The organism is uncultured Aquimarina sp. (genome assembly GCF_947500065.1).
GTDB lineage: Bacteria > Bacteroidota > Bacteroidia > Flavobacteriales > Flavobacteriaceae > Aquimarina.
In genome coordinates, this window is record NZ_CANMQT010000001.1 from 365411 (window position 1) to 384687 (window position 19277).

A 19277-nucleotide genomic window follows, 5' to 3' on the forward strand; every position below is an offset into this window, starting at 1 on the left:
AGAAAACATTAGGTTAAAATTAAGGAGAATATTATAAAATTTCAAAGGGGAATACCTACTAAAAGCACTGATTGTTAAGTGATTAATTAATTGCGTTTTTAATATCATTAAGAAAGCATTAACAAAAGTAAAATTTCCCTTACGGTTATACCATAAAATTTTATATTTGCGCCTTTTTTCAACCCAAAATAGAATAATTACTAAACAACATACACTATGAAAAAATCAATCCTATTAACAAGTATCGCTTTAATGTTCGTTACTATTTCATTTGCACAAACTGTTGATGCTTCATATTTAAATCCTACAATAACCTCAGACAGTAATTATGAATACCTAAGATTTGGAAATCCTTCTGATTATAAAGCCGGATTATTGTGGAATAACACTTCTCAATCTTATGGAAATGGAGATGATTTTTCCATTTTCACCTATAACAATAGAGATTTAACTTTTTATACAGGAACAGGAAATTTTATTGTTTTTCCTTCTAGTGGAGGTAATGTAGGTATTGGAACGCAAAGCCCTGCTGCAAAATTACATGTTGTTGGAAACGGAATTAGAGCTGATCGATTTTCTCTTTCCGGTATATCAGATCTAACGAACAACAGTCCTTGGTATGGTTTGGGAAGAGGGACTTTCACGGATCTTTCTAATGACGACACAAAAGGTTCAGTCCAATTAGCTGGTTACTATGGCCTTTTATTAAAGACTTCCGCCGGTAGTTTAGGAATACATCAAAATGGTAACGTAGGGATAGGAACAACAAATCCTACAGAGAAACTGGATGTTAATGGAGCCATAAAATCAAAATCAGGAATTTTTGAAGCTGCAGACACACAAGCAGCTATAAACTCCACAGATTATAGAGATTGGGGAAAATATAGCTTGGCTTTAGCAGCGGGTAAAGTATTAGAGACTCAGACTAATGGATATCAAGCAAGAAAATTAGAATTTTTTGATTACCCAGCTACCGATGGAGGATTGCCAGCAGGAACATCATTTAGTCTAAAAAATGACAACAACAAAGTATTCTTTACAACCTCTTCATTTAACACAGAAACAAGGTTTGAAGTCGCTGACCCTAATGGAGCAGAAATCATAAAAGCAGGGAATTTTAGTGCCAACAGCAGTAATAATGCTACAAATGAGAGCGTAAATTGGGTACATCTACTTAAAGCAAAATCCAGATTAGCAGTTGGAACTTGGGCGATGTACAAACCAGAACACGAATTTACAGTAAGAGGAAGTGGATGGTTTGAACATGAAATTATCACAGATAGTAAAATTGGTATTGGAGTACAAGCTTCAGATATTCCTGCAAATTACAAATTAGCCGTAGCCGGTAAGATTATTAGTGAAGAAGTAAAAGTTGAGTTACAAAACACTTGGCCTGATTATGTTTTCGCAAATAATTACAAACTTCCTACGCTACTAGAAGTAGAAAATCATATCAAAGAAAAAGGACATTTACAAAACATCCCTTCTGCTTCAGAAGTGTCAGAAAATGGTATCCAACTAGGAGAAATGAATGCTAAACTTCTTGAAAAAATCGAAGAGCTTACACTCTATACCATAGCACAAGAAAAACAATTACAAGAACAACAAGAAAAAAACAAAAATCTGGAAACAAGATTAGCAAAACTAGAAGCTTTATTAATTAAAAAATAGAAAGTCTGAAGACGGAAGTCAGAGGTTGGAAGATGGAAACTAACTTCTCACTTCGATCACCCGACATCAAACCTCGGACTTACAACAAATACAAAACCCAAAATAAGAACTGTCACTGAGCCTGTCGAAGTGCCTAATTAAATACAAAAACATGAACAAAATAGCATTACCAATAGCCATCATAGCACTAATAGCATCAGTAGGCTCTTTCTTTTACCTACAATCTTCATCCGATCTTGTGTATGTAGATGTAAACAAACTTTTGGATGGGTACAAAAGAACAAAAATTGTAAAAGCTGAATTTGACGAAAAAGCGAAAACAATGAAATCCAATGTAGATAGCTTGCTCGCAGATTGGCAAAAAGAATTAAAAACCTACGAAAAAGAACGTAGCACTCTTAGCACAAAAGAACTAGAGTTAAAACAACAATTACTTGGTAACAAACAACAACAAATCAACAATTATCAGCAAGCTGTACAAAAACAATTACAAGAAGAAGATAAAAAAGTTACACAAACTGTGATTAATGATATCAATGACTTTGTAAAAGAATATGGTAAAAAGAACGGACACAAAGTGATTTTTGGGGCAACCGGTAGCGGAACCATTATGTACGGAGAAGAATCCGCTGACTTAACGGATAAAGTACTGGAAAAATTAAACGCTGAGTTCGAAGGAAAGTAATAATAGTCTGTCATTCTGGTGTAGGCCGGAATCCAGTGTGTATTGAGAACTAGCAAAGCCTAAAGAGAAAAAATTGAAACATAAAAATCAAAATACAACAGGTATAAGCTCCTTCTCCTTCTGGGAGAGGGTTGGGGTGAGGGCATGTATACTCCTAAGCATATTCCTCCTTTCCTCCTGCTCCAACAAAACTTTTGAGAGCAAAGAAGAACTATGGAACTATGTTAAAAATCCAGAAAACGAATATCTGCATACCAAAACAGTAAATGGAGTAGATTTTTCGATTGTCTATAAACCAACGGACTTATTAGTAGAACAAGAACTAAGTGATCCAATCACAGCTAATAAAGTAGATAGTCTAAGAAAGAAATATGACCAATACTTGTATTTCAATTTGTCAATGTCCAAAAACAACCAAGAATTATTGAGCAATGTAGCTGGCAACAAACAGCAATTTGGTGCTATGGTCAATCAATTAGCCTTTGGGATGGAACAAAAAGTACATCTGTATACGCCACAAAAAGATACCGTTGCTTTAGCAGACTACATTTATCCTAGAATGTATGGTATGAGTGGAGCTACTACCATATTATTAGTATATCCAAAAGAAAGCATAGTAACAAATGCTGAGCACATGACACTTAGTATTGAAGACCTTGGTTTTTATACGGGAGAAGTAAAGTTTAAAATCCCAACAAAAATATTTAACAGTGAATTACAACTAAAGTTTAGATAATCTCTTCCCCTCTTGAGAGGGGTTAGGGGTGTGTTACAAAACACCTGTCACACAAAGCTGTCACACTGAGCTTGTCGAAGTGTTGTCGAAGTACTGACATCTAACTTAAAGAACAAAAATAAAACCTCGGACATCTGTCATCCTGAGCTTGTCGAAGGACGACAGCGGACATCCGATTTAAACAACATCAAATTACAAACCTGATGAAAAAAAATAAAATAAAACCATCACATCGCATCATTGCAGTGTTTTTTACCATTACTTTTTTACAAACATTGATTCCTTATAATCAGCTTTGGGCAAATAACAATGGACCAAACGCTCCAGAAGCAGCAGCTTTTGAACCTGTAGATGCTACCGATATGGTAAATTTATTAACAGGAGACATGTCGTACGTTTTACCATTAATGAATATCCCATCTCCAGAAGGAGGCTATCCATTAGCATTATCTTATCACGCTGGTATTGCCATGGATCTAGATGCATCATGGGTTGGACTAGGATGGTCTTTGAATCCAGGTGTAATTAACAGAAATGTAAATGGATTTCCCGATGATTGGGGTTCATCAAAAGTTAGTCATTTTTTTTATGATAACGGCGCCGTAGAAGAATACTATGATGTTGGAATTGGTGCCAATATATATGGTGTAAATGTTGGAGTCGGTGCATATTGGGGTTCCAACAAAACTTTTGGAGGTAGTGTTACATTAGGGTATGGTCCAGTATCTGGAACTATTGAAGCAGGAACAAGAGGTGTTGGCATTGGTGCGCAATATGGACTATTATCTGCTGGAGTCTCCACTAATGGTGTTAATGTTGGACTTGGACTCAACACTTCAAATGGAGGAGGAAGTATTAACTATAATTATAACTATAAATCTGGGATATCTAGTTCAGGGAGTATTAATGGAAACTTTTCTGGTCTAGGGATAAGTTTTAACTCTAGCGGAAGTATGTCTTCTGGGATTAATAGTTTTGGAGGAGGAATATCCAATTCTACTTCGAACGTTAGTAGTGGAGATTATGGTATAACTACCACATCTAAAGGACTAAATTTTGATTTATATTTATTTAGGGTTAATGTTAATAAAACTAGAATTAAATATTCTTTATTTAAAGAGGTTAACGACCAAGTGTCCGGTATTTTATATCCTTACGCCAATAGAGATGGATTGTCTGAACCGTCAAATAATATAGTATCTGGAACTCCAATGGATGTAAATGAAATTATTGGATTCGATGAAAACGGGTCTTTAATATCATTAATCAATAAAACTGACCAAATAGGTTTAGATCATTTGTTATACCCCTCATATGATAACTATTCTGTTAATGCCCAAGGAATATCCGGTTCTATTTCTCCTATGTTTTTGAAAGAAATAAATTTATATGCCAACAAAAAAGAAGGATCAAATGAAAGGATGTTTTATCATTTAGGAAATAATAATGATCCAACTTTAAAATTAAATAATAATTTATTTTTCTATTTTAAAAATACACAAAGTTCATTTTTCAGAACTGACCGAAATAATATACAGTTAACATCAGATAGTGGTGCTTTTGAAAAAATGAAAAACGCATACACAACGGATTCTCAAATATATAATTCGAACAATAATACCAGCGGTAATACTATTTCTAATAATTATCGTAAAAGAACAGGAAACTTTATAGAGACTTTTACAAATGAAAATATAAAACAAGGTCAGGTTGATAACAATTTTATTGAAGCTAGTGGTATAAATAGATTAAATGACACAACAGGAGCATTTCCTGCAGATGGAATAGGTGCATTTAGAGTAACTGCTCTGGATGGAAAAACATATCACTACTCGCTACCTGTTTACAATCATGAACTTTATTATAAAAATTTCAAAAATAAATTAGATGAAAATGAAAATTTTTATGAAAACTCAAAACGATCTCCTTTTGCTACTCATTGGTTATTAACGGCAATAACTGGACCTGACTATTTTGACAAAAACAATAACAACAAAGTAGACAAAGAAGATTATGGATATTGGGTAGAATTTGATTATGGAAAATGGACTGATGGTTATATTTGGAATAGTGCTCAGCAAGAATATGATATTGTTAAAGGTGACTACGATTATGAAGACACTTACGAATATTATAGAGGGAGAAAACAAATTTATTATCTAGATGCTATAAAAACAAGAACGCATACAGCTTATTTTATTAAAAGCTTAAGAGGTGACGCAAAAGGTGAGGACTATACTTTTTATAAAAATAAAATCACGCCAACAAACAGCAATGTTCTTTCCAATTCTAAAAAATTTAAATCAAATAAAAAGAGAGATTACTTTCTACCGGGTGATTACAATACCCCTACTTTTGTTCAGGATGGAGATTTTGGTTATTACATTTGCACCTACAAGGGTTATGATGGTATTATTAGATATGCAGATTATCCTAGGCATTTTTCTTTAAAGCTAGACAAAATTGTATTAGTTAATAATGATAGTGGTATCGAAATTGACAAATCATATGGAGCTCCTTTATCTAATGTCCAAGAAGCCTCATATTACAATAACAGATCATTTGAAGTTACCGATAGTTTTTCTGCATTTGTACCATGTGGAGTTTCAGGAGGTTCTTGGAGTCGAATTGGATCAGGCAACTATTATCAATCAAACAACTTTAATCTAAAGAAGGTTAAAATACACAACAGTCATTTAATCATAGACAGTAATGATATAATTGGGTTAAACCTAGAAAAACAAGCTATAAAAACAGTCTCTTTTAATTACGACAGTTCATATCCATTAACTCCAAATTCTCCAAATTCTGATGCTCCTACTAAAGGTAAACTAACATTAAACAAAATCAATTTTGGGGGACACGAGGGCAAAATAATATCTCCATCTTACTCCTTTTCTTACAGTAAACCATCTATTCAATTTGATAAAGACAAAGAGGACGCATGGGGTTTTCATGAAGATCATCCAGATGCGTGGAGTCTAAACAAAATTAAAACACCAACAGGAGGAGAAATTAGTATTGAATATGAATCCGACGATTATTACAAAGAAGCCATAAAATCAAATAGAGTTTTCAACAAAGGACTAAGTTACCTTATCACTTCAAATCAAAACTTTACTGATTTATATTTTGATATTACTAAAAATGATCATCCAGATGCAAATGACCTTGAGGACTTTCAAGATTTTAATGACTATTTCGAATTAGGTGAAGACATAGATCTTAATATGTTCATCTGTAGAAGGAGTAGATATGGCGGGCATCGAAGACAAGTCAATCTTAATTTAGACAATGTTAAAGGTCAAATAATTCAGGTGTCAACCAACAGTGTAAAAATTAAAGTACCTAACAATACTGAATTTTGGTATTTTGATGATCAAGATCAAAATTGGATTTTAAATAGAAATTGGTCATTAACTGATGTAACTTTTGCGAATAACAGTGCTGATGGGGTTATCATGAGAGATTTAGGATTAAACCAATGTCAGGAATGGAGGGCGTCATATGATAACGATGATGTTAATTTTCATTCTCAAATATCTTCTTCCAAAATAAAAGGAGAACAAAGAGGAGGAGGAATTAGAGTCAAAAACATAGTAGTTAGTGATGGGATACTAGAGAATAAGATAAATTACTCATACAATGACATAGCATTTAATGAAGACCCTAATCATTCTAACTACAGGTCATCTGGCATAACTTCCTATGCCCCATCCAATGAGTCTAAACCAATTCCATATGTATCAGAGTTACCTTCTCCACTTGTAACATATAGTAATGTTACCGTTAGAAATATAGACTCTAATAATCATCTGATAAGCAAAAGTGAATATGATTTTGAGACACTCCAACCATATGAAAACAACAGTTCTTTTTACGCTCTTGGAGACCATTTTAAAGTCGAACGTGTAAGTGAAGATCTTCCCGACAACCTTAATTTAAGGAATTACAAAATCATTAATAATTTATCCAATTTAGGAAGACTTAATAGCCTTAGGACATATAATTCTAAAGGAAACTTGCTATTTGAAAAAACAAATACGTACAGTCAATCTCAAGATATTGACTTTAGAGCAGGTGTCTCTCAGGAATCTTATTTATCTAAATCAATTACAGAACCATTAGAATTCTGTTTTCCAATACATTCCTGTAACACAAGTAATAATGTAGTTGCAACAAGTAGAATTAATTACCCTAGTGTTTTAGAAAGTACAACAACATCAGAAGGAGGGTTTACAAACACCACCAACTATGACAACCATGATTTCCTAACTGGACAAGTTACCGAAACCAGATCTACATCTAGTGAGGGTACCGAATTTAAAACCAAAGTCACTCCAGCGTATTATATAGATAATTATACCAACAATACTGATGGGTATAGTATGGGAGCAAAAGTAGATAACCCTACTAACAAAAACATGCTCACCCAAACGACTGCAACATTAACTCAGTTAAAAGACGGAAACACTTGGAAAACTATCAATTCTAGCATAAATACTTGGAATAATGAATGGACCTATCGTAACTATAATGGCTCCACCACTACTCCAATCAATGATGTAGAAAAGATCTGGCGTAAGCATAAAACTTTTGCCTGGAAAGGAGAGCTTGATGAGGATGGAACCTATCTAGGATACACAGGAAATGACGACAACTTTAATTGGTCAGATCCTGATAATCAATCCAATTCCGAATGGATCAATACTTCAACCGTTAATTTGTATGATCATTATTCCATGCCATTAGAATCAAAAGATATTAATGGAAATAAAACTTCTACAAAAATGGGAGATGATAATTCCAAAGTATTTGCAGTTGCTAATGCTGGCTATACAGAAATGTATTATTCGGGTGCAGAAGATTTGATTCCGGATACGGACTATTTTAGTGGAGAAGTATCAAAAGGAAGTACTGCTACCCTATCCGACATCTATCACACAGGAACAAAAGCAGTAGAAGCACCGGCAAACGTAAGAGCTTTTGCTGTAACACCAGAAGCAGGGAACTATAAAGTATCCGTATGGGTATATAAAGGAGCAAACAATAGTGAAAACTATACCAATACTAAATTGCGAGCTGATGGCGCAGTAATTTCCCATCATTTAGCAGAGATAATTCCTGCCGGAGATTGGGTACAGCTTAATTTTTATACTGGGGACATTTCAAATGGTCAGGAAGTATATATATATAATACTTCTGGAACTACCATTTATGATGATTTCAGATTATTACCGATAGCATCCTCTATGACTTCTTATGTCTATAACGAGTGGGATGAATTATCCTATATCATTGGAGCGAATAATCTAGCTACTAAATACGAATATGATGCTACAGGTAGACTAAAAAAGACCTATACAGAAGTAATGGATACTCCAGAAATAACAGGAGGGTTTAAACTGAATAAAGAAATCAATTATAATTATGGTAGTCCTACAACTAGCAATACGACTAACCCTAATACGCTTACATTAAGTCTTGGTATTGGTGACCCTAATGTATCCACGACTACTTTAACTGCAACAGCTGGCGGTGGAAGTTTTGAATATGAATACCGATTCGCTATTGGTACTAGCTCATCAAACTTAAGTTATGGAGGATGGAGCTCATCTAATACCAAAAGCCTTACAACAAGTTGTGCTACAGGAGGTAGACGACATTATAAATGCCAAGTAAGAGATAAAAACTACCAAACTACTACAGAGCGATCAGGAAACCATCAAAGAGGAGACTGTGGAATCGATGGAGATGGTGATGGTGATCCAATTAATCAACAATAATCAGCTTTAAACTATAGAAAAACAATGAGAAATTTAAAATCATACATCACCCTTTTTGTAGTACTAGCTGTTTCATTAACAACAATAGCTCAGGACTTAAACTGGTATCAGAATACAGGACTTGATATTATTAATACCAATACCGTATCAGGAAATGGAAAGCTATTATCTTTTGAGGTATTATCTCAGGAGCAAACGACAGGATATTTTGAAATCACTAATTTCAAAGTAGATGGTAATAACCTTGCACCCTTCATAGAAACAAAATTTTCTTCAGCGTCTATATTTTTATCACAAACTACAACACCAAGTTTATTGAACAACAATCAATACGCCATTACGATAGCTTTGGATGGTAGAGGTGGTTTATTAGGAAATCGATATACAATAACCGTCAAAAAACCAGATGGAACTGAAGCAGGAAGGTTAGACGATATAATACTACAAACTGAACACCGTATACGTATTGAAAAATTAAGTAGTTCACAATTACGATTCTTTTTCAATAATGACATACTAGCTACCATTACAGATCCCGAATTATCTTGGACTCGTGCAGGAATACAAAATTACAACGTATCAGAATCAGGTAATAATCCTGGTATTTTATCCGTATCCTATGCGCAAAGTGGATTCGAAATAACAGAAAATAGTTATGGCCCTTTTCATGTAACTGATACCGATAAAAACTGGGTATCGGTGAATAGTTACGGAATTACAGAAAATGTAGTGGGTAATTTTATTGGAGCCAGTGTAAGTTATTACGACAACTTAGGTAAGGGAACACAATCACAATCTTTTGATCTTAAAGGAAAGAAAACTTGGGCTAGTGAAGTACGTTATGACCGACAAGGAAGACCCGCCTTAAGTACCTTAACTGCTCCTATAGGAAGTGAAGGGGCATTTACCTACAAAGATGGATTTATCAAAAAATCAGGCAATGTTAATTTTAATATCAGCGATTATGAAAACGCTGATATCGAGAACCCTACTCCTGTAACCACTGAGGAAAACACTCTTGGTTGGTACTATAGCGAGAATAACGATACGGATCCATATCAGGATGTTACCAATAGGCCCTATTCCAGAACGATCTATAGTGAACTAAATCCAGGAACAGCGCTAAAAACAATTGGTGGTAATAAAATAGATAATGAATGGAAACAAGGCTATGTGTTTTCTATGCCTGCCGGACAAGAATTATCACAATCGGCAGCTTTTGGAGACACAAAATATAACGACTACAAAATTGTGAAAACTGTAGCCAGAGATGTACACGGAGTAGAATCTGTAGTCTTTACCGATACAGATGGTAGAACGCTGGCAGCAGCCAGAAGTGGCAATGAAGAAGGTGGCACTACTTCAAGACCCTCTTATGTTACTATAGCTGAACAAGGATTTGTAGATATACATCTACCAGTTGGTACTAGTGGAATATCAATTTCTGGAAATTCAGGAATTTCTTTAGAAGTTTTTGATTTAATAACGGAACAAATTATAACTACTTCTTGGGGAACTTTGCCTTCTGGATTTTATCGTGTAGCAGTTAGCGATATAGATAGTTATACCTTTAATGAGAACTCACCAATCACGGTTACTTATAAAGAAAACTATTACGACTATAGCCTCAATGAATACGATAAAGCAGGGCGCTTACTAAGCAGTAAGCAACCCTTACAGCACTTAGAAAGTACTTTTGAGTATAATGCCTTAGGGCAATTAACCTATACCAAAAGTCCTGATGAGGGTGAAGCTTGGTTTAAGTACCGTAGGGATGGACAGATTCGTTATTCTCAAAACAGTAAACAAACAAGACGGTATACCAATCTTAACTATTATGAGCAATATGCTTATACAAATTATGATCATTTAGGAAGGCCTATAGAAAGTGGTATCGCATACTATAATACGGTTTCCGATGGAGATAAATCTATATATCGTTTTGAAAACCTCGATCCTGATACTCCGCTGATACCTGTATCTAATAGAGCAGAAGTCCATATCACCACCTACGATGCATTATTACAATCGGATAAAACCTATCTAGAAAATGTACATAGTAGCTACGCCAACCCTTCTTTTTTATCAGGGAACGTAGCAAAAACCTGGAACGAGAACACCACTACCTACTATAGTTATGACATCTATGGTAGAGTACAATGGATTGTGCAGAATATAGTCGGTTTAGGAACTAAAACGATCGATTATGAATATGATCCAATTACCAGTCAGGTAAACCGTGTACTCTATCAAAAACACAGTACTACCGATCTGTTTATACATCAATATACCTATGATAAAAATGATTATAGTTTAACCAAAGTAGAAACGGCTACCTATGGCAGCGACTATAAAGAACACGCTAGGTACGAATATAATGAAACTGGAGCATTAAAAAGATTGGACCTGGCAGAAGGATTACAAGGAATTGATTATGTGTATAATCTAAACGGTGCGCTAAAAAGTATTAACAGTGCAAACCTAACAGCAGCTACTGATCCAGGTGGAGATAACAATGATCTTTTTGGGATGAATGTACATTATTATGATGAAGATTATAAACGAACAGGAACTCCTAAAACCATACCTACTACACCTAATGGAATAGAACAGTATAACGGAAATATAAAATCCATCACTTGGAACACCTTAGGACAAAATAACAACAGCCCAGATTCTTATTATTATTCTTATAATAAAAATAACTGGTTAACAGGTGCTAGTTTTAATCAACAAGTAAATGAAGCGGATACTAGTGTCCCTTTAGATTTAGATCCATTGAACCAACCTATTAGTAGCACTACCAATGCAGAAGCTAGGAGATCTATTACTTTAGAAAATGGCTTTAGTATCACAGCAACAAGTAGTCGTACCTTTAGTGCTAAGATTGCTACTGATGGAACCGTACAAGGCGATGCTGACTATAATGTATATGACATCACCTATGATGCCAATGGAAACATCCAGAAACTAAATCGTAATAAAGACACTCATCAAGGCAGCAATGCCATGGATAAGTTATCCTACGAATATAAAACCGATAAACCCAACCAATTACTACGTGTAGACGATGCAGCAGGAGATGTAGATGGGGCGGATGATATTGGAGATCAGGTAGGAGATGAAAATGGAACTAATTATGTGTATAATGATATAGGACAACTTATAGAAAATAAAGAAGAAAAGATTACGTATCTTTATAACGCCAGTGGATTAGTAACAGAAATTAAAAAGGCTGACCAGCCACTGGTCAAGTTCTTTTACAATGATAAAAATCATAGAGTACGCAAGGAATCGTATAATCCTACTAATGGTGGTTTAACCTATACAGATTTTTATATCCGTGATGCCGCAGGAACGGCGATGGCGATTTATAGAAAAGACGCTAATGGCACTAATCTAGTAGAAAACACCATCTATGGAGCTAGTAGATTAGGAGTCCATAAATCAGACGGTAGTAAGTATTATCAATTAACCGATCATTTGGGCAATGTACGTTCTGTAGTGGGTAGAACCAATACCGGACAAGCAATCGCAATGACCTCAGCAACGGATTATTATCCTTTTGGAATGCCAATGCCAGGACGTAGCCTGAGCGGAGCCGAAGGGTACAGATACGCCTACCAAGGACAAGAAGTAGATCCCGAAACTGGGAAACCTGCATTTCAACTTAGGTTGTGGGATGCACGAATTGGTAGATGGTTGACTACGGATCCTGCCGGGCAATATGCATCACCATATATGGCAATGGGAAACAACCCTATAATCAGAGTTGATCCAGATGGAGGATATGATGATACTGTTTATACTTATGGAGATCAATCTGTTGAAGTAAATGATGGTATTGATAAAACCATAGAGGTTAATGAAGCTCAGTTTTTAGAGGCCTTAATGTGGGGCTCAATAATAAACAACCAGCAAGTTACAAAATGGTGGAGATATGGTTCAGCATGGCTTTATGAATCGGATTATCAAGAATATTCGAATTTTTACAATAGTGTAAATAATTATGATAATTTTTCCTTTTCGAATGGTTTTGACTATGTATTTGGAGGGCCAAGTATTCAGAGAAGGCCAGATATAGGGACCCCTCTTGGTGGTCATTCTATTATGGCTGAAGTTGTTAGTGGTCCTGCTAAAGGACTTTATAGTATTGCTAAATATGGTGTAAAGCAAAAAGGATTTGCCAATCATCATAATGTTATGGATGCTTGGGCCAAAAATAATATTCCAGGTTATGTATCAAGACAATATTCAGGAACAACAATTAGATTATCCAAAGTTTTACATACTAAAGCTCATCAAGCGGAGCGTGCTTGGATGAAAGCAACTTTTGGAAAAGTTAGAGGTAATTGGAAAAATATGAGTGCTAAACAAATGCAAGAACTTTCAGAAGTTATGTTTGATGCTGCTCAAGTTCCTCTTGGGTCTAGAAGACAATTTTATAAAGAGTTTCATAAATATATTTACAGTTTAAAATAAATATAAAGAATGGTGGAAATTAAAAAACTATTAGAAATAATTAATAAAGATAAAAATTGTTCTTTGTTAAGTAAAAAAAAAGAAGAAATTAATAATTTAAATTTACCTGAAGATCTAAAATTTTACTTTGAAAATTACAAGGAGCTTAATCTTTTTTTGGACGAACCTTATGGCTCTAAAATTGTAGGAATTGATAATTTTAAAAATGCTAATAAAGCATTTTATCCTGAAGGAGATGTAATTTGGGAAGAACTTGAAGGAGATATCAGTAATGATTGGTTTATAATAGGTGAAAATATTGAGATGAGTCAATATATTACTATTGACTTAAATAAGGAAAGAATAGGAAGATGTTATGATAGTTTTTATGAAATTCATGCAGACCCTGATTTCTCACCTATTATTGCTCTTAGCTTTACTGAATTATTAAAAAACCTATATAGTTCTAAAGGAAAGGAATTGTACTGGAATGAACCTACATTTGAATCTCTAGGTATAGCATATCCAGACGAAGAATAGCCCGCTCTCCGAAGAATGACCCCCGCTCTTCGAAGTTTGCAACTTCGAAGCCGCAACAGTAAGTAGGTACTTTTAAGAAAGATAATAGTTACGTATAACTAACGACTAACGCTGTTTTGATTTATAGCGATAATTTTTTTGGATCCCCGCTCCGCAAAGAGTGATTAAATAAAAGTTAGGATGCTGCGCGAATGTCCTCCCGCTCTCCGAAGAGTGATTAAACCCCTGCTCTTCGAAGTGTGCGCTCTGAGAATGCCTGCTCTTCGAAGTGTGCGCTCTGCGAATGTCTATGACTTCGCAGCCGCAACAGTAAGAAAATAAGTAAAAGTATAACTGCAATATGATGTAAAAGTTAATTCCAGTTTTTTTATTAAACAGTGCGAAGTTGCAAACTTCGCAAAGCATCATAACCCCGCTCTCCGAAGAGTGATTAAAAAACTCGTGCTGGTAAGGATTGACAACCCCGCTCTCCGAAGAGTGATTAAACCCCTGCTCTTCGAAGTGTGCGCTCTGCGAATGTCTGTGACTTCGCAGCCGCAACAGTAAGAAAATAAGTAAAAGTATAACTGCAATATGATGTAAAAGTTAATTCCAGTTTTTTTATTAAACAGTGCGAAGTTGCAAACTTCGCAAAGCATCATAATGGTCATCATAAGTCATTCTACAAATCGACAAAATTATAGTACTGAAAATGATTCAATAATAAACTCTCTCCGTATGATTTGAGTAAAAGCAAATAAATGGTAAGAAAATACAGTAAAAGCAGTCACGATCTTGTAAAATAGGTTGTGGCTGTTTTTTGTTTTTACAACCCCTGCTCTTCGAAGTGTGCGCTCTGCGAATGTCTATGACTTCGCAGCCATAACAGTAAGTAAGACAAGCTGCAATATAATTTTGAGATTGTATTGCAGCTTTTTTTTATTAAAGTGCAAAGTTGCAAATTTCACAAAGCCCATTCCAAACTTCGCAAAGCAATGATTTATTAGTATACCCTTGCTCTTCGTAGCGAGTAAGAAAACAAAAACTGCAATACAAAGTTGTAAACTTCGCAAAGCCCATTCCCAAACTTCGCAAAGCAATCATTTATTAGTATATTTCATCAATGCAAACAGATGGTTACAAAATAAGAGATCAATCAAAACCACATTTCATTACATTAACAATAGTAGATTGGATTGATGTTTTTACTAGAAAGAGATATAAGGATACGATTATAGACAGTCTACAATATTGCATAGAGCATAAAGGAATGGTCGTATTTGGTTTTGTCATTATGAGCAATCATATCCATATGATTATTCAAAGTGATCAAAATGATCTTTCTGGATTAATTAGAGATTTTAAAAAACATACTGCAAAAACAATCATCAACCAAATCCAATTAGAACCAGAAAGTCGTAGAAAATGGATGTTAGATTTATTTAAGAAAGCTTCCACTACTCATAACCGGAACAAAGAATTTCAATTCTGGAAATACGGCAATCATCCAGAAGAAATCTATAGTCAGAAGTTTCTTTGGTCAAAGTTAGATTATATTCATCTAAATCCTGTACGATCTGGTCTTGTTAATAAAGCTTCTCATTATTGTTATTCTAGTGCCTTAAATTACGTAGATGAAAATGGTATACTTAAAATTACATTAGCAGATAACCCTATTACCAATGTTCATAGTGACAACGATTTCTGGAAAAGTATTACTTGGTGACCCCCTTCGAAGTTACAAACTTCGCAGAGCCTGGTTGTTGCTCATCCAGAAGATTATATTTTTAGTTCCGCAAGAAATTATGCCGATTTAGATAATGAATTAGATATAGTAATTCTTAATGTATTTTAATTCTGTGATAACTGCACGGATTGCAAATCCGCGCTAACTGGTGTATAGGGCTTCGAGAACCTCAGCCCTCATGATAATTAATAGTAACAATAATTTTCAATTAAAACACTTCAAACTTAATTACCTAAGGCCTACGATCAATCATTCCATCTTCAATATTTTTTCTCCATTTAGTAATACCATTTAAGCTTTGAATTTGAAATAAAAGAAAATTAAGATTTTTTTATTTCAGTGAAGAATAAAAATCAAGCATAACATAGTTACGGTTTATTTTTATTCTGAAACAGAGGTGAAAAAAGAACATTTTATTATATCGAATTCAAAGTCTAAATGGTATAAGATCATCAGTAGCGGTTCCTCCTTTTATTTTTAATTTAGCACTCGTATGTATTTGATACATTGTAAAAGCTGTAATATCTTTCTTTGTATTCATATACTTCCATTATTAATTGAATATTCTTAAAGTTACAAAAAATAATGACTAAAACTGTTCTGAAATGTGTACATGAGGTCTTCACCGAAGTTAAAAACTTAAGGAAACGAGAATATTTCTGAAGTATATAACTTTAATTTTTTCTTAACAAAAATTATCCAAAAACACTCAAAAACCCACTACCATAAGTAGGGAGGGGGTACTTATACAAGTGGGTAGTTCTGAATCAAAACACGGCTAGGGGTACTTATCATAGAGGGCTGCTATATATCAAAATACAGTTTGGGGTACTTATGATAGTGGGTACTCACGCCTAAAAGGTAGACATGGGGTACCTCTAACAAAGGTGTGACTATGTCTAGATAGAGGTGTCACTTGTATTGGAGCTAAGTGTTGCCTATGTTTTAAGTACCCCCAGGGTACTACAGAAGTGGGAAGGGGTACTTACGAAGTACCCCTTAAAGTTTAAAAAATATTAATTTTTTAACAAAACCCTTTCCTTAGTTAGGAGAACACCTACTTTTCACACTGAGCTGTCACACTGAGCTTGTCGAAGTGCCGACACCCAACTCAAAAATTTCTAACACAAACAGGGTAACAATTTATACCAAACAGACACTATACTATAAGAAACCATATGTACGATCATAACAATCATAATAATCAGCACCTTACTAGTATAATCAGCTGGCTTCTATTATCTTTGGCGGCTCATTTTATGGTAAATACAAGATCATTATATGAATAAGAAAAAATACCTCATACTAGTCATTAGTCTTATCTGTTTAGCAGGATGCCGTAGCATCTCCGTAAACAAATCTGCGATGCACACTGCAACCACTACTCCAGTAGCATTAGGCGTTATCGGAATTCATGAAAATCATATGCTTAATACAGATTTTCAGGTAACTACCATCCCTACTTACAAAAAAGGAATTAGAGTAGGAATCACTATTTCAGATTTTGATAAAACTACCTACAAAGCATACCTAGCTACATCAAAAAATAACACACAGCAAGTTAAGTATATAGATTCTATAGAAACCAAACCTCAATTTCTCAAAATAGAACTGATTGATTGGGTCACCACCATTGCAGAATTACAGCAAGTATATAACCAACAAACTATTGAATATCTAAAAAGACAGCAAGATGCAGAAATGATATCATCAGTTTCTTTGGCAATATCGCAGCCACTAATCAATGAAATCAATACTGCAGAAGCAGTATTTTTGGTAAATAAAAATTACAAGCAATATGAATTGTCTCTGGTTAAAGACGGGAAATCGTATAAAACCATAGATTTTGCAGATACTACCATATTTGGGTATCGATTATCATATTTCTGTTGGGGAGAGAATGATAAGAATCGAGTAACCCTTTTCGATATTGTAGACGAAAATGACAGTTGCCCAAGAAACACGTATAAAAATGCCGAAAAGGCGAAAGAAAAAATAAATTATTTTAAGTTATAACTATAAATATTAGTTATGCATTTAAGTAAAACACTAAAAGAAAATAGTCAATTCAAGTGTTTTGTCTAAATGAAGTGAAGACAAAATATATCGAGAACAGCTTTTTTTAAATTCATAATTCTATTCTCGATACACTTCTTCCTATTGGTCGAAGCACTCGAATTGACGAATTATACTTAAAACACCTAAATGCGAAACATATTTTTGACAGAGCTCTTTTTTGACAAACTAAGAAAATGAAAAGATTATTATGAAAAAACAATTTTTATATAGCTCATTACTGTTATTGACCGTATTAGGTTGTGAGGAAATTCTCTTCGAAGAAGATATCACGGATGATATAGTAACGATTATCGCTCCATCTAACGGATCACAAGTAGAGAGCACATCAGTTGCTTTTAGTTGGAATGCAGTTGACCAAGCTACATCCTATAGACTTCAGATCGCAAGACCTACATTCGAAAATGCAGTTCAAATTGTAGAAGATACTACAGTAACAAACACCAATTTTAGTACTACACTGGTAAAAAACAGTTATGAATGGAGAGTACGAGCTCAGAATTCGGGATCAGAAACAACATACACAACTGCTAGCTTTAATGTTATAGAAAGTGAAGATTTTGCAGCGAGAGAAGTACTACTGTCTTCTCCTGATAACAACGCAATTGTAAACACTACATCCGTTACTTTACAATGGGGAACAGTAACCGATGCTACTGCCTATAGAATTCAATTATTAGATGAAAGCGATCAAGTAGTTGAAGAAAGCACAAGTACTTCCAATTCTATTCAGCTTACGTTTCCTGAAGGTGTTACAAAATGGCAGGTTCGAGCAGAAAACAATACACAGAACACCCTATATTTTGGAAGAACACTTACGGTAGATAGCATGAACCCTTTAAAACCTATTGCTACTGCTCCTGCTGATCAAGCAACACTAACAGATACAGCAGTATCTTTTACATGGACAAGAGAATTAGTAGAGGGTACTGCAGAGTTTGATAGTATATATGTATATCGTAATGTGCAATTAACGGATTTGGCTACTAAAGATCGAGTAACTTCTCCAGCGGATATTACATTAGATGCCGGAAACACCTATTTCTGGTTTATAAAAGCTTTTGATGAAGCGGGTAACCAAAGTGAAGCAAGTGATACGTTTAGTTTTACTATAAATTAATACCATGTTAAAAGGAAAAAAAGGATTATATATTTTATTACCAGTGGTTGTATTCATCTGGGGAGCGATTCTTTTTCAGGTATTAGATGCATTTTCTGGTGAAGATCCTGTGGATTCTGACATCACCGCTATTTCCTTTACCACTATAAAAACAAAAGAACGAGACACTTTTACTATTGGAGAAGTCGATAGAGATCCATTTTTAGGAACTATGTATCGTCCAAAAAAAGTGATCAATAAAAACCCTAAACCAAGAGTTAAGAAGCCAGAAATTACCTGGCCTACTATACGTTATAAAGGATTGGTTTCTGCGCAGAATAATTCATCTGCTATTTTTTTAGTTGAAATTAATGGTGCTGATCAATTGATGAAAATCAATGATTCTTTTTCGGAAGCTAAACTCATAAAAGGTTCTTCGAGCTCGATAAAACTAAGATACAAAGGTAAAACGAAGCAATTTCAGATTTTGAATTGAA

At 34.5% G+C, this 19277-nt stretch carries 10 protein-coding genes; all 10 read left to right on the forward strand.

The window, feature by feature from the left end:
- Nucleotides 1–216: 216 nt before the first annotated feature.
- The 10 genes from Q0975_RS01845 (at nucleotide 217) to Q0975_RS01890 (ending at nucleotide 19276) form a co-directional block, all read left to right on the forward strand.
- Nucleotides 217–1671 (forward strand): hypothetical protein, encoded by a 1455-nt coding sequence (locus tag Q0975_RS01845; protein ID WP_299432232.1) that lies wholly within the window; start codon nucleotides 217–219, stop codon nucleotides 1669–1671.
- Nucleotides 1672–1822: 151 nt separating this feature from the next.
- Nucleotides 1823–2356, forward strand: coding sequence for an OmpH family outer membrane protein (locus tag Q0975_RS01850; RefSeq protein WP_299432235.1), 534 nt, complete (start codon nucleotides 1823–1825; stop codon nucleotides 2354–2356).
- Between the two features lie 73 nt (nucleotides 2357–2429).
- Nucleotides 2430–3092 carry a hypothetical protein gene (locus Q0975_RS01855; RefSeq protein ID WP_299432238.1) on the forward strand — a complete coding sequence of 221 codons (663 nt, stop codon included), beginning with the start codon at nucleotides 2430–2432 and terminating at the stop codon, nucleotides 3090–3092.
- Nucleotides 3093–3295: 203 nt separating this feature from the next.
- Entirely contained in the window at nucleotides 3296–8878 is a 5583-nt protein-coding gene (locus tag Q0975_RS01860; RefSeq protein WP_299432241.1) for a hypothetical protein, read from the forward strand.
- A gap of 24 nt (nucleotides 8879–8902) precedes the next feature.
- Entirely contained in the window at nucleotides 8903–13360 is a 4458-nt protein-coding gene (locus tag Q0975_RS01865) for an RHS repeat-associated core domain-containing protein (RefSeq protein WP_299432244.1), read from the forward strand.
- Between the two features lie 9 nt (nucleotides 13361–13369).
- Complete coding sequence (locus tag Q0975_RS01870; RefSeq protein WP_299432247.1) at nucleotides 13370–13879, forward strand: SMI1/KNR4 family protein; 510 nt, start codon at nucleotides 13370–13372, stop codon at nucleotides 13877–13879.
- A gap of 1102 nt (nucleotides 13880–14981) precedes the next feature.
- Nucleotides 14982–15584 carry a transposase gene (locus Q0975_RS01875; RefSeq protein ID WP_299432250.1) on the forward strand — a complete coding sequence of 201 codons (603 nt, stop codon included), beginning with the start codon at nucleotides 14982–14984 and terminating at the stop codon, nucleotides 15582–15584.
- Between the two features lie 1302 nt (nucleotides 15585–16886).
- Nucleotides 16887–17621, forward strand: coding sequence for a hypothetical protein (locus tag Q0975_RS01880; protein ID WP_299432253.1), 735 nt, complete (start codon nucleotides 16887–16889; stop codon nucleotides 17619–17621).
- Nucleotides 17622–17871: 250 nt separating this feature from the next.
- Nucleotides 17872–18801 (forward strand): hypothetical protein, encoded by a 930-nt coding sequence (locus Q0975_RS01885; protein ID WP_299432256.1) that lies wholly within the window; start codon nucleotides 17872–17874, stop codon nucleotides 18799–18801.
- Nucleotides 18802–18805: 4 nt separating this feature from the next.
- Nucleotides 18806–19276, forward strand: coding sequence for a hypothetical protein (locus Q0975_RS01890; RefSeq protein WP_299432259.1), 471 nt, complete (start codon nucleotides 18806–18808; stop codon nucleotides 19274–19276).
- The last annotated feature ends 1 nt before the right edge of the window (nucleotide 19277 follow it).